The sequence below is a fragment of the Pseudomonas sp. NPDC087803 genome, assembly GCF_044742995.1.
Taxonomy (GTDB): domain Bacteria; phylum Pseudomonadota; class Gammaproteobacteria; order Pseudomonadales; family Pseudomonadaceae; genus Aquipseudomonas.
In genome coordinates this window covers 75,492-87,057 of sequence record NZ_JBIUVO010000011.1, presented here as the reverse complement: position 1 = coordinate 87,057, position 11,566 = coordinate 75,492, and the positions used below count along the sequence as shown (strand labels likewise).

Below are 11,566 nucleotides of genomic sequence, written 5' to 3'. Positions count from 1 at the left end.
GAACACTCAGAAATGGCCGTGTGTCCTGGATGTTGCCGATGACTTTGCGGGATCGCCGCTTGCCTCAGCCTGAGCTCATAAACCCGCCGGGGGATGAATGGCGATGAATCAGCCGATTCTACACCGCTGGCGTCTGGAGGGAATGGCGCAAAGCGTTGTTCCAGTGCCGACGGTGTGTCTGGCATGACGACTGGCAGGCTCAATCGCTGCCAGAGGGCGTGATGGCGCTGGTTTCGATGACTCTGGCGCGGTGGCTGATCCGCTTGTTCAACGCCAGTGCGATGCAACTGAGCAGGACAAAACAGTAGCCGAGCGTGGCTTGCAGGTTGCTTGGGCTCAGGCTGATCAGGGCGCTGATCAGGCCGCCACAGATGAAAATGATCGTGCTGCCTGCGGAGGCCGAGGTGCCGGCGTTTTCCGGGAACAGGCTCATGGCCCGCGAAGTGGCGGCAGGGCGCGCGATGGTCGTGCCGGCGGTGCATATCAGCATCGGGATCAGCACCGTGGCCGCCGAGAGCGCCAGGTGCCTGGCCATGACCAGCATCACCAGCCCCGCCAGCAGGATCAGGCTCAGCCCGACCACCATTTGCTGCCCGGGCGAAATGCGCCGGCTCAGCAGCGTGGCGATGATGCCGCCAGCGACATAGGCCACGCCGTAGATCAGCAGGATCAGCGAGAAGTCATAGGCTGACAGCTGCAATTGATCCATGAAGATCAACGGTGAAATGACAATGAACGAGAAGTGGCAGGCGAATGCGAAAGCCGAGATCAGCCAGTAGCCAACGAAGTCGAAGTCCGCCAGCACCCGTCGGTAAGCCTTGAGAAAATGGATCGGTGTATCTCTGACAGCGGGCCGACTGTTGTCCAGAAACACCCAGGCTTTGAGCAACACCACCGCCGCCAGAGCGATGAACAGCCAGAAGCTGCCGCGCCAGCCCAGGGTCGCCTGTAGAAAGGTCCCGGCCAGCGGTGAGATCGAGATGAAGATCCCGGTGGCGGTCACCATCAGGATCCGCAGGCGATCGCGCTCTTCGCCTTCGAACAGATCCTGCACCAGTGCCTGCGACAGGACGAAACAGCCGCAGCCCATGGCCTGCACAATGCGAAAGGTCAGGAACAGTGTGTAGTCGCGGGTCATGACACAGCCGATCGCGCCGAGGATCGAGACGCTCATCCCGGCGAGCAACAATCCCTTGCGCCCGATGACGTCGGACAACGGCCCGATCAGCAGTTGGGCAAAGGCGATACCCACCGCGAACAGGCTGATCGACAGGGCGATATCGGTCGGGGTGCTGGCGAAGTGTTCGGCCAGCGCCGGGAACGACGGCAGCAGGACATCCAGCGGAAATACCCCCAGCAGCACCATGGCCAACAGCAGACTGACCGCCCCGCGTCGTTGTCGGGTCGTTACCACCGTTCTTCCTTCAAGCATCGATCAGTCCTGCCTTGGCGAAAAGTTTGCGGTTGTTGGGGTGCGCGAAGAATCCGGCCCTTTCGAGTGCAGCAAGCGTAGCCGTGGCTCCGGATCTGGCACGCTGGCGACTGGCCTGATCGTTGGTCAGGTCATCGAGAATCTCCTTGATTGCGCCTTCGCCAATGCCGGCGCGGCGCAGGCTCTGATGTAGCCAGTGCTCGTCGACTTCGAAAAAGGTCGCCAGGGTTTCCAGCAGGGTCCTGGCCGCGAAGGCGCGTTGGCGGCTGTTCAGGGTCAACCAGAGGTACTGGAAGACTTCGGAGAAAAACCGGCTGTGGCGCGCTTCGTCAGCAAGGTGATCACGCAACATGTCATTCACGCTGGTCACCAGCGTTTCCCGGCACACATCCAGCAGCTCCCGGGCGATGATGGTTTCCGAGACGAAACCGAGTAGAAACCATGCCAGCGGGCGTTTGCTCTCCGGCGTTCGGGCGATCTGACCGGTCAGGCGGGTAATGCGCAGGGGCATCTGCGGACGACCGGCGAAACCATGCAGGTCGGCGATCTGTTCGGCCAGTCGATGGGAGAACAGCGCGTGATAACCCTCGTCGGTATAAAGCTGCAGCGCGGCAGTTTTCATCCTTGAAGGAATACAGGCGGGCAACTCACCGTGGACGATGGTCTCCACGGCGCGGTTGACGATGCGGTGTTCAAGCAGCGTGGTGTAGTCGAGAAAGTGCACCAGATGATTGGCCGCGAGCCGATGCATGACGCTGCTGCCGGCGGCTTTGATGGCCGGATGGGACAGGTACGGCAGGAATGCCGGTGGAAACCAGAAGCGGGTTTGCAGTTGCAGGGCCAGGTCTTGCGGTAGCAGGTAGTCGTGTCGGCTGGTGCGCACCGAAGCGTGGCTGTCCCAATCGCCGAGGGTGAAGCGAAGCGCCAGGGACTCAGAGGCTTCGGGCAGAACTGTTGTGGGTGTGCTCATGGATGCGTCTCCTGCAACAGGTCGCGCATTTCCTGACACATTGCCTGACCGTCGCTGGCACCACAGCCAACAAAGAACAACGGTTGTTCAGCGCTGCCTTCGAGCTTGAGCAGGGTTTCGACCTGTCGATCGGCAAATGCTCCGGTCAGCCATGTGCCCAGGCCCAGCGCCGTGGCCACCAGTTGGAAGGTCTGCGACAGGTGACCGGCCTCGACGAATGCCATGCGGTAGGCCCGCGAGTGTTCATACTTCCACCAGAGCTTGTCAAAACGGGCAGTGATGAACAGCCCCAGCGGCAGGTTATTGATGAAATGCTGGCCCGCCAGTAAATCGCCAAGCGCGGGTTCGGGCAATGGATTGACCCGACTGAGCGCGTGTTCTGTGGGGTGATAGGCATAGAGGCCAGGTTCCAGGCCCTCGATATTGCGCGCCAGGAGAAAACCTTCGCAGGCATTCAGTCCACCGCCCGAAGGGCTGCTGCGCCGGGCACCGAGGCCTTCGGCGATGCTGTCGTCGCGATCATTGTCGCGATGGCGCAGAAAACCCAGCGACAGATAGAGCAGGGTGCCCACGTCACCGAGCGATATCGCCGTGCCGGTAAAGGAGCGGCAGGTTTTCCGCAGACGCAGGACATTGCCAAGGCTGGCGACGGTCAATGCCGCGGAGGCGGGCAGGGCGATTCGCGGCTCGTCTTGTTGTATCGGGCGATCGGGTGCAGGTGCCGGAGTAGTCAGCACTGCACTGCAATGGCTCAGGTATTGCCTGGACCATTCTTGAATATTTCGGGGTATCTGTTCGCAGGGAATGTTCTGGGTGCCGATATGATAGATCTTCGACAGTTCATCCCAGCCCCATGCAGGACTGTCTATTTTTGCAACGGTTAATATGCCTGCATTAAGAAGTTGTGAGTCTATGATGTTGCATCTGTCGAAGTTGTCCGGGTTATTGATAAGTTCTGCAAGTCGACAGGAGTAAGTCAGGTCCAGTTCATGTTGGGTGTGGTCTTTGTAGTTCCAGACGATTTGTCCGGGTGTGCGCGGCAATATAAATAAATAAGGATTTATGTGCATGTCTAATGCTCACTCTGGAAATGGTCAATAGAACGCTGGGGTGCCGGCACTCCCCAGCGTTCAGCCTTACTTAGCGGGCTTTAGGCGCAACCAGAAAGGCCAGGTTTGCGATTTTGTTGGTTTCCAGAGTAATTGCTTTCATAAGTATGAACTCCTTGTTCATTGAGAGTGAATGTCACCGTCGTGGTGACAACTTAATAATAGGTTGTAATGAATTATTGGCAAGCGATACTTAAGTAGGAAATTTCTATAAATTTTGTCGGAGCGGGAAAGCTGCAAAGCTGCGGTTGTAAGTTTTAGTGGTTAATTGTTGTTATGCGCAGAAATGTCCTGCAAGCATGTAGGAAGTTGGTTGTAGGAAAAAGCAAAGACATTTGACGACATTGCATCGCCAAAAAGTAGACGGGAAGCCCGCAGGCTCCCCGTTTCATGGGCCGATCAGCTGTTAGGCAGCAGGCGGCAGGTGATGCTCTTGATGTAGCGGGTCTCGGCGATGGCCGGGTGTACCGGGTGATCCGGGCCCTGACCGCCGCGCTCGAGCATCTGGATGTTGCGGTCCAGGTGACGGGCGCTGGTCAGCAGGATGTTCTGCAGATCATCTTCCGGCAGGTGCATCGAGCACGAAGCGCTGACCAGAATGCCGTCCTTGGTCAGCAGGCGCATGGCTTGCTCGTTCAGGCGACGGTAGGCGCCTTCGCCGTTCTTCATGTCTTTCTTGCGCTTGATGAACGCTGGCGGGTCGGCAACGATCACGTCGAAGCGTTCTTCGCTGGCCTTGAGTTCCTTCAGCGCTTCGAAGACGTCGCCTTCGATGCAGGTCATCTTGTCGGCGAAGCCGTTCAGTGCAGCGTTACGCTCCACGCCGTCGAGGGCGAAGCCCGATGCGTCGACGCAGAACACTTCGCTGGCGCCAAACGCGGCAGCCTGCACACCCCAGCCACCGATGTAGCTATAGAGGTCGAGGACGCGTTTGCCTTTGGCGTAGGGGGCCAGACGGGCGCGGTTCATGCGGTGGTCGTAGAACCAGCCGGTTTTCTGGCCGCCGATGACCGGCGCTTCGAACTTCACGCCGTTCTCTTCCAGTGCGACCCACTCCGGCACCAGACCGAACACGGTTTCGACGTAGCGGTTGAGGCCTTCGGCGTCACGCGCGGCGGAGTCGTTCTTGAACAGGATGCCGCTTGGCTTGAGCACTTGGGTCAGCGCAGCGATCACGTCATCCTTGTGCGCTTCCATGGTTGCCGAGGCAATCTGCACCACGAGGATGTCGCCGAAACGGTCGACCACCAGACCCGGCAGCAGGTCGGAATCGCCGTAGACCAGGCGGTAGAACGGCTTGTCGAACAGGCGCTCGCGCAGCGACAGGGCCACGTTCAGGCGGTGCACCAGCAGCGACTTGTCCAGCGCCAGCTTGATGTCGCGCGACAGCAGGCGCGCGCAGATCAGGTTGTTCGGGCTCATCGCGACGATGCCCAGTGGCTTGCCGCCGGCGGCTTCTAGGATCGCCTGATCGCCGGCCTTGAAGCCATGCAGTGGCGTGGCGGCCACATCGATTTCGTTGCTGTAGACCCACAAGTGGCCGTTGCGCAGGCGACGGTCGGCGTTGGCTTTGAGGCGCAGGCTAGGCAGGGACATGACGTCGCTCCGGAAAAAAGAGCGGGAGTATACCGTGTTGCTCGGCCTGATTGGCTGGTGAGTGGACATGTGGCAAGTCATTGCCGGTGGAAGACATTACCTGTGGCGAGGGGATTCATCCCCGATCGGCTGCGTAGCAGCCGCAAACCCCAACGCAGTTTTCTGACTGACCGCGTAAGTCGATTTGGGACAGCTGCGCTGTCCATCGGGGATAAATCCCCTCACCACATAAACTCACAAACCCACAGATCAGGCAGAGAGTGCGTCGATCAGCTCCTTGTTGAACGCCGGAATATCATCCGGCTGGCGGCTGCTGATCAGGTGGCCGTCCTTGACCACTTCCTTGTCGACCCAGTTGGCCCCGGCATTCACCAGGTCATCCTTGAGGGTTTTGTAGCTGGTCAGGGTCTTGCCGTTGACCAGTCCGGCGGAAATCAGCAGCCAGCTACCGTGACAGATCACCGCGATCGGTTTGCCGGCGGAGGCGCCGGTCTTGACCAGATGCTGGGCATCCTGGTCGATGCGGATGGTGTCGGAGTTCTGCACGCCACCCGGCAGGACTATCGCGTCGTACTGCTCGCTGCTGGCGCCCTGAAACGTCTGGTCGACCTCGAAGTCATCCGCCGGTTTGTCGTGGTTCCAGCCTTTGACCTTGCCGGCCTCGGCCGAAAGGATGTCGACCTGCGCGCCGGCCTGCTCCAGGGCCTGCTTGGGACCGGTCAATTCGACCTGTTCGAAACCGTCTGTTACCAAAATGGCAACGCGCTTGCCGGTGAGGGAAGTAGCCATGGTTAAGCTCCTGAGTCTGCGGGAAATTACCGCCGAGCCGGTGCTTGAATGTCCGGTCGGCCTTACAAAGTCCGAAGCCTGAGCGGGAATGAAAGTTCCTGACAATTGCCCACTGGTGTGTCGTCGTGCGGTTTTTAGAGGTTAGAATCGCCGCCTGTCCCAGAGTGTGTACTTATGTCCCAAGAGCTGACCACCGAACAGATTCAACAATCCCTGCAAGGCATCAGTGTGCCGGCGCAGCCGCAGATCATGGTGGATCTGCAAATGGAGCAGTACATGCCCGACCCGGACCTGGAGGTGATCGCCAAGCTGATCGCTCAGGATCCCGGCCTGTCCGGTTCTCTGCTGAAAATCGTCAACTCGCCGTATTACGGCCTGAGCAACAAGATCACTTCGATCCAGCGTGCGGTGAACCTGTTGGGCAGCCGTTCGATCATCAACCTGATCAACGCGCAGTCGATCAAGGGCGAGATGAACGACGACACCATCGTTACCCTCAACCGTTTCTGGGACACCGCCCAGGACGTGGCGATGACCTGCCTGACCCTGGCCAAACGCATCGGCACTCAGGCCGGCGACGAGGCCTATGCCTTGGGCCTGTTCCACGACTGCGGCGTGCCCTTGATGCTGCAGCGTTTCCCCAATTACATGTCTGTGCTGGAAAAGGCCTATGCCAATGCCAGCGCCGAGTGCCGGGTGGTGGACACCGAAAACAGCGAGTTCAACACCAACCACGCCGTGGTCGGTTACTACACTGCCAAGTCGTGGCGCCTGCCGGAGCACGTCAGCACGGCGATCGCCAATCACCACAATGCACTGGCGATCTTCAGCGACGAGTCCTCGCGCAACAGCCAGATGAAGAATCTGCTGGCGATCCTGAAGATGGCCGAACACATCTGTGCGTCTTACCGGGTACTGGGCAATCAGACCGAAGACCACGAATGGAACAGCATCGGTGCGCTGATTCTCGATTACGTGGGCCTGTCGGACTACGATTTCGAAACCCTCAAACAGACGATCCGCGACCTCGGCGCGCATTGATTCGAGAACGCCATGCCTGAATTGCCGGAAGTCGAAACCACCCGCCGGGGCATTGCTCCGCACCTGGAAGGCCAGCGCGTCAGCCGGGTGATCGTGCGTGATCGCCGGTTGCGCTGGCCGATCCCCGAAGACCTCGATGTGCGCCTGTCCGGGCAGCGCATCGTGCTGGTCGAGCGGCGGGCCAAGTATTTGTTGATCAATGCCGAAGTCGGCACTTTGATCAGCCATCTGGGCATGTCGGGTAACTTGCGGCTGGTGGAAGTCGGCTTGCCGGCGCTCAAGCACGAGCACGTCGATATCGAGCTGGAATCCGGTCTGGCGTTGCGCTACACCGATCCGCGACGTTTCGGCGCGATGCTGTGGAGTACCGACCCGCTCAATCACGAGTTGCTGATTCGCCTCGGGCCGGAGCCGTTGACCGATCTGTTCGATGGCGAGCGCCTGTTCCAGTTGTCGCGCGGGCGTTCGATGGCGGTCAAGCCGTTCATCATGGACAACGCGGTGGTGGTGGGTGTCGGCAACATTTACGCGACCGAAGCGCTGTTCGCTGCCGGAATTGATCCGCGTCGCGAAGCCAAAAGCATCTCCCGGGCGCGATATCTGAAGCTGGCGATCGAGATCAAACGCATCCTCGCTGCAGCCATCGAGCGCGGCGGCACCACCTTGCGTGATTTCATCGGCGGTGACGGGCAACCGGGATACTTCCAGCAGGAACTCTTCGTTTATGGCCGTGGCGGTGAGCACTGCAAAGTCTGCGGCACCGGCCTGCGCGAAGTGAAGCTCGGTCAACGGGCCAGTGTGTTCTGTCCGCGCTGCCAGACCTGAGGCAAAAATCTGAAAAAGTCCTACGGTCTATAGTGAGTTGTCTCACTGTTCAGCCCGAAGGATCGTGCCATGAAGTCCTTGCAAGTCCTGTTTGCCGCACTGCTGCTGTGTTCCAGCCTGGCTGTCCAGGCCGCGGAAAACGGCAGCGGTGATCCGCGCTACGCCATCCAGAACCCTCCCGCCTACGCCATGATCGGCGATTTGCTGATTGCCCGACCTTTATTGGTGGTGGCAACGGTGCTGGGTGCGGGGGTGTTTGTGGTATCGCTGCCGTTTACCGCGCTGGGAGGCGGGGTGGGCGATGCGGGACAGGCGCTGGTGGTGGATCCGGCGAAAGCGGCGTTTGTGCGCTGTTTGGGGTGTACAGGGGAGGGGTTTGAGCAGCGCGAGTGAGCTGATCAGGATTGTGCGGTGTTGCTGACGGCCCTTTCGCGAGCAAGCCCGCTCCCACCATTGAAATGCATTCCAACTGTGGGAGCGGGCTTGCTCGCGAAGAGGCCCGAAAGAGCGCTACAAAATTGCCAGATCAGGCCTTGCCGGTAATCTTGCGGTACTTCTCCATCAACTGTTCTTCAGTCTCCGGATGCGCCTCGTCCAGGGGAATGCAATCCACCGGGCAGACCTGCTGGCACTGTGGTTCGTCGTAGTGGCCGACGCACTGGGTGCACAGGTTCGGGTCGATCACATAGATCTCTTCGCCTTGGGAAATGGCGGCGTTCGGGCACTCGGGTTCGCAGACGTCGCAGTTGATGCAATCGTCGGTGATGATCAGGGACATGCTAACTCCAGCCGGGGCGGCAGGCCCGGGCGCTATAAATCAATGCGCGCAATTGTGCCGCATTGGCGAGCGCAGTGCACGCGGGTGCGATCAAGGGCACTGACAGCTGCGATCAAAAAACAAAGATCGCAGCCTGCGGCAGCTCCTACTTTTTGAAGCGTAGGGTCAGGGCATCGGCCACGGCCGGGTGCACGAACTTGCTGATATCGCCGCCCAGCGCGGCAATTTCCCGCACCAGCGTCGAGGAAATGAACGAATAACGCTCGGACGGGGTGAGAAACAGGCTCTCGACGTCCGGGGCCAACTGGCGGTTCATGTTGGCCAGCTGGAATTCGTATTCGAAGTCCGACACCGCACGCAGGCCACGCAGGAACACATTGGCGTTCTGCTCCTTGGCGAAATGCGCCAGCAGCGTCGAGAAGCCGACCACTTCGACGTTCGGCAGGTGTTTGGTGACCTCGCGAGCCAGCTCAACCCGTTGTTCCAGCGGGAACAGCGGGTTTTTCTTCGGGCTGGCGGCGACCGCAATGATCACGTGATCGAACAGGCGCGAGGCGCGTTCGACCAGATCGCCATGGCCCTTGGTAATAGGGTCGAAGGTACCTGGGTACAACACTCGGTTCATCGCGTCGTCCTGGCGGGAGTCCGTTGGGGAGTCGGATGGTATCGCAGCCGTCCCGGTCGGCCAAGTCGCCTGTTGGGTAAGAAAGCACTATAGACGACGCGATAATTCGCAGTTTTCACGGATTTCTCAGCCGATCGGCGAGGGATGTCGCCAATTGTGCCGTCAGCCCATACACCGATAATTGCGGGTTGGCGCCAATGCTGGTGGGGAACAGCGAGCCGTCGTGAATCGACAGGTTGCTCAGTTGATGATGCCGGCCAAGGCTGTCGGTGACTGCGTTTTTCGGGTCTTCACCCATCGCACAACCGCCCATCACGTGGGCACTGCCCAGGCGCATGCGGTACAGCTCAAGGCTCAAACTGTCGATCAGCGTGCGGACTTCGGCCAGGGTTTTCACGTAGCGCGCATCCGCGTGCATCGGCATCACCGCTTTCGCGCCGCCGGCAAACTGGATCTCGGCCATGCTGTGAAAGGCGCGGCGCAGGCCTTCCCAGGCGTAAGGCGAGACTTGATAGTCAAGCACTGGCGAACCGTCGCCGCGCAATTCGACGCTGCCGCCGGGGCTGTCCGGGTGGAAACCGTCACGCAGCAACGCGAGCATCGCGTGGGTGTGCGGCAGGTCGGCCATGTGTTCGGCGTTCTGCGTACCGAAACCGCCGAGCAAGGTCGCCGCCAGCGCTGGTTGCAGCGGCGGCACTTCGAGTTTGTAGCCCATCGGCCCGCTGGTGCCGTCCTTCCACTGGAAATGATCCGAGTAGATCGACTGCGGCGCGCCGTAGAACGGGTTGATCACCTCGTCGAAACGCCCGGCGGACATGTTCACCAGATGCAGGAAAGTGCGTTTGCCGAGGCGCTGATGCGGGTCCGGTGCATCCGAGCGCAGCAGCAGTGCCGGGCTGTTGATGCCGCCACCGGCCAACACGTAATGCCGGGCCTTGACCGTGATGGTGTGGCCGGTCGGCGCGACGCAGCGCTCGTCCATCGCCACGCATTGCAGGCCGGTGATTTTGTCGCCGCTGATCAACAGCTTTTCCGCACGGGCCAGGTACAGCAGTTCGCCGCCCTTTTCCAGCGTCGCCGGGATGGTGGTGACCATCATCGACTGCTTGGCGTTGGTCGGGCAGCCCATGCCGCAATAGCCGAGGTTCCAGCAGCCGCGCACATTGCGCGGGATCACGTGCCAGCTGTAGCCGAGTTGTTCGCAGCCTTTGCGGATCACGTCGTTGTTGGCGTTGGGCGGGACCATCCACGGGACGACGCCGAGGCGCTGTTCCATCTTTTCGAACCACGGCGCCATCTCGGCCGGGCTGTGGCCTTTGACGTTGTGCTCCTTGGCCCAGTGCTCGAGGGTCGGCTCGGGCGTGCGGAAACTCGAGGTCCAATTGATCAGCGTGGTGCCGCCGACCGCACGGCCCTGGAGGATGGTGATCGCGCCGTCCTTGCTCATGCGGCCGATACCTTCCTGATAGAGGCTGCTGTAGGCCTGGTCTTCGAGCATCTTGAAGTCGGAACTGGTCTTGAGCGGGCCTTCTTCGATCAGCAGCACTTTGTAGCCGGCGGCGCTGAGGATTTCTGCCGTGGTGCCGCCGCCGGCGCCGCTGCCGATGATGGCCACGTCGGCTTCCAGCGTCAGGTCGCCGGTCAGTTGTGCGCCGTTGTAGGTCTTCCAGCCACGGGCGAGGCCTTCGCGGAACGGATCGGGTACGGGCATGGATCAGATTCTCTTGTTTTTGTTGTTCTTGCGGGCGCCTTCGCGAGCAGGCTCGCTCCCACATTTGCACCGCAATCCCTGTGGGAGCGAGCCTGCTCGCGAAGGGCGCGACTCGGTTTCAAACGGTAGGCGGGCCGGGATAGCCGCAATGCGCCCACGACTCGGCGCGGGTGTACCAGGCCATCATCACCATCTGCTGCAATGAGCTGTGGCCCATGCGCAACAGGCTCAATGAGCTGTTCTGCCAGCGCTCGAGGAAGTGTCGCAGCGCTTCGGGGCTGGCGTTTTCCCAACTGCCCCAAATCCCGGTGAGCGGACCACGGGTGACCGCCATGCTGAGCACATCGAACAATTGTCGGGTGAGCTTGAGCATTTCCGGCGACAGGTGATCGAGGCTGTAGTCGAGCGACTTCAGGGTGCCATCCACCGCACCGGGTATTTTCTCGGCGGCCACGGCGCCTTCGAGCATCACCGGAATCAGTGCGCGCAGAAACAGCAGGTCGCCGTCGCGCAAGGTGACGAAGCCATTGGCCGCGACACTCGATGAACAACCACTGAGGCTGGCGCCGAGGCCGGCGGTGGCGAGAAACGCCGTGGCACCGAGGCTGAATTTCAGCAGGCCACGGCGCGACAGGGCAGGTGTTTCGGTCAGGCTTGGGTGCATTGTTGTTATTACCCGGCGATGACGAT

12 protein-coding genes are annotated in these 11,566 nt (G+C 60.4%); 3 read left to right on the top strand and 9 right to left on the bottom strand.

The features are described 5' to 3' along the window. Positions 1 to 199: 199 nt before the first annotated feature. From ACIOUG_RS09835 to ACIOUG_RS09815, 5 genes are all read right to left on the bottom strand, one after another. Positions 200 to 1,432: a multidrug effflux MFS transporter gene (locus tag ACIOUG_RS09835; RefSeq protein WP_401064788.1), complete on the bottom strand. Its 1,233-nt coding sequence runs from the start codon at positions 1,430 to 1,432 to the stop codon at positions 200 to 202. Next, positions 1,425 to 2,402: a diiron oxygenase gene (locus tag ACIOUG_RS09830; RefSeq protein WP_401064786.1), complete on the bottom strand. Its 978-nt coding sequence runs from the start codon at positions 2,400 to 2,402 to the stop codon at positions 1,425 to 1,427. Before ACIOUG_RS09830 ends, ACIOUG_RS09835 begins: the two co-directional genes overlap by 8 nt. Continuing rightward, positions 2,399 to 3,472 carry a SagB family peptide dehydrogenase gene (locus ACIOUG_RS09825; RefSeq protein ID WP_401064783.1) on the bottom strand — a complete coding sequence of 358 codons (1,074 nt, stop codon included), beginning with the start codon at positions 3,470 to 3,472 and terminating at the stop codon, positions 2,399 to 2,401. Before ACIOUG_RS09825 ends, ACIOUG_RS09830 begins: the two co-directional genes overlap by 4 nt. 438 nt (positions 3,473 to 3,910) lie before the next feature. Further along, the gene (locus tag ACIOUG_RS09820) at positions 3,911 to 5,107 is read right to left on the bottom strand and encodes a class I SAM-dependent rRNA methyltransferase (protein WP_047596614.1); all 1,197 of its coding nucleotides are present in this window, start codon (positions 5,105 to 5,107) and stop codon (positions 3,911 to 3,913) included. 249 nt (positions 5,108 to 5,356) lie between these two features. Then, positions 5,357 to 5,896 (bottom strand): type 1 glutamine amidotransferase domain-containing protein, encoded by a 540-nt coding sequence (locus ACIOUG_RS09815; RefSeq protein WP_401064780.1) that lies wholly within the window; start codon positions 5,894 to 5,896, stop codon positions 5,357 to 5,359. Between the two features lie 228 nt (positions 5,897 to 6,124). Here ACIOUG_RS09815 and ACIOUG_RS09810 point away from each other — a divergent pair, with 228 nt between their 5' ends. The 3 genes from ACIOUG_RS09810 to ACIOUG_RS09800 all read left to right on the top strand — a co-directional run bounded on the left by ACIOUG_RS09810 (position 6,125) and on the right by ACIOUG_RS09800 (position 8,155). Continuing rightward, entirely contained in the window at positions 6,125 to 6,937 is an 813-nt protein-coding gene (locus ACIOUG_RS09810; RefSeq protein WP_401064821.1) for an HDOD domain-containing protein, read from the top strand. A 12-nt stretch (positions 6,938 to 6,949) separates the two neighbouring features. After that, positions 6,950 to 7,762 (top strand): bifunctional DNA-formamidopyrimidine glycosylase/DNA-(apurinic or apyrimidinic site) lyase, encoded by an 813-nt coding sequence (gene mutM, locus ACIOUG_RS09805; protein ID WP_003229159.1) that lies wholly within the window; start codon positions 6,950 to 6,952, stop codon positions 7,760 to 7,762. A 69-nt stretch (positions 7,763 to 7,831) separates the two neighbouring features. Continuing rightward, a complete protein-coding gene (locus ACIOUG_RS09800; protein WP_007964160.1) occupies positions 7,832 to 8,155 on the top strand; it encodes a hypothetical protein in 324 nt (107 codons plus the stop codon). A gap of 133 nt (positions 8,156 to 8,288) precedes the next feature. Here the strand turns inward: ACIOUG_RS09800 and ACIOUG_RS09795 are convergent, their stop codons facing one another. The 4 genes from ACIOUG_RS09795 to ACIOUG_RS09780 form a co-directional block, all read right to left on the bottom strand. Continuing rightward, positions 8,289 to 8,540, bottom strand: a complete 252-nt coding sequence (locus ACIOUG_RS09795; RefSeq protein WP_003195146.1) for a YfhL family 4Fe-4S dicluster ferredoxin — start codon at positions 8,538 to 8,540, stop codon at positions 8,289 to 8,291. 145 nt (positions 8,541 to 8,685) lie between these two features. Next, complete coding sequence (gene coaD, locus ACIOUG_RS09790; protein WP_003229157.1) at positions 8,686 to 9,165, bottom strand: pantetheine-phosphate adenylyltransferase; 480 nt, start codon at positions 9,163 to 9,165, stop codon at positions 8,686 to 8,688. Positions 9,166 to 9,280: 115 nt separating this feature from the next. After that, positions 9,281 to 10,876, bottom strand: coding sequence for a GMC family oxidoreductase N-terminal domain-containing protein (locus tag ACIOUG_RS09785; RefSeq protein ID WP_401064778.1), 1,596 nt, complete (start codon positions 10,874 to 10,876; stop codon positions 9,281 to 9,283). A gap of 118 nt (positions 10,877 to 10,994) precedes the next feature. Further along, positions 10,995 to 11,540 (bottom strand): twin-arginine translocation pathway signal protein, encoded by a 546-nt coding sequence (locus tag ACIOUG_RS09780; protein WP_401064776.1) that lies wholly within the window; start codon positions 11,538 to 11,540, stop codon positions 10,995 to 10,997. Positions 11,541 to 11,566: the final 26 nt, after the last annotated feature.

What these genes read in the sequence shown, in the direction of transcription:
- ACIOUG_RS09835 (WP_401064788.1), bottom strand. Translation starts at nt 1,432, where the DNA reads ATGCTTGAAGGAAGAACGGTGGTAACGACCCGACAACGACGCGGGGCG.
- ACIOUG_RS09830 (WP_401064786.1), bottom strand. Translation starts at nt 2,402, where the DNA reads ATGAGCACACCCACAACAGTTCTGCCCGAAGCCTCTGAGTCCCTGGCG.
- ACIOUG_RS09825 (WP_401064783.1), bottom strand. Translation starts at nt 3,472, where the DNA reads ATGCACATAAATCCTTATTTATTTATATTGCCGCGCACACCCGGACAA.
- ACIOUG_RS09820 (WP_047596614.1), bottom strand. Translation starts at nt 5,107, where the DNA reads ATGTCCCTGCCTAGCCTGCGCCTCAAAGCCAACGCCGACCGTCGCCTG.
- ACIOUG_RS09815 (WP_401064780.1), bottom strand. Translation starts at nt 5,896, where the DNA reads ATGGCTACTTCCCTCACCGGCAAGCGCGTTGCCATTTTGGTAACAGAC.
- mutM (WP_003229159.1), top strand. Translation starts at nt 6,950, where the DNA reads ATGCCTGAATTGCCGGAAGTCGAAACCACCCGCCGGGGCATTGCTCCG.
- ACIOUG_RS09800 (WP_007964160.1), top strand. Translation starts at nt 7,832, where the DNA reads ATGAAGTCCTTGCAAGTCCTGTTTGCCGCACTGCTGCTGTGTTCCAGC.
- ACIOUG_RS09795 (WP_003195146.1), bottom strand. Translation starts at nt 8,540, where the DNA reads ATGTCCCTGATCATCACCGACGATTGCATCAACTGCGACGTCTGCGAA.
- coaD (WP_003229157.1), bottom strand. Translation starts at nt 9,165, where the DNA reads ATGAACCGAGTGTTGTACCCAGGTACCTTCGACCCTATTACCAAGGGC.
- ACIOUG_RS09785 (WP_401064778.1), bottom strand. Translation starts at nt 10,876, where the DNA reads ATGCCCGTACCCGATCCGTTCCGCGAAGGCCTCGCCCGTGGCTGGAAG.
- ACIOUG_RS09780 (WP_401064776.1), bottom strand. Translation starts at nt 11,540, where the DNA reads ATGCACCCAAGCCTGACCGAAACACCTGCCCTGTCGCGCCGTGGCCTG.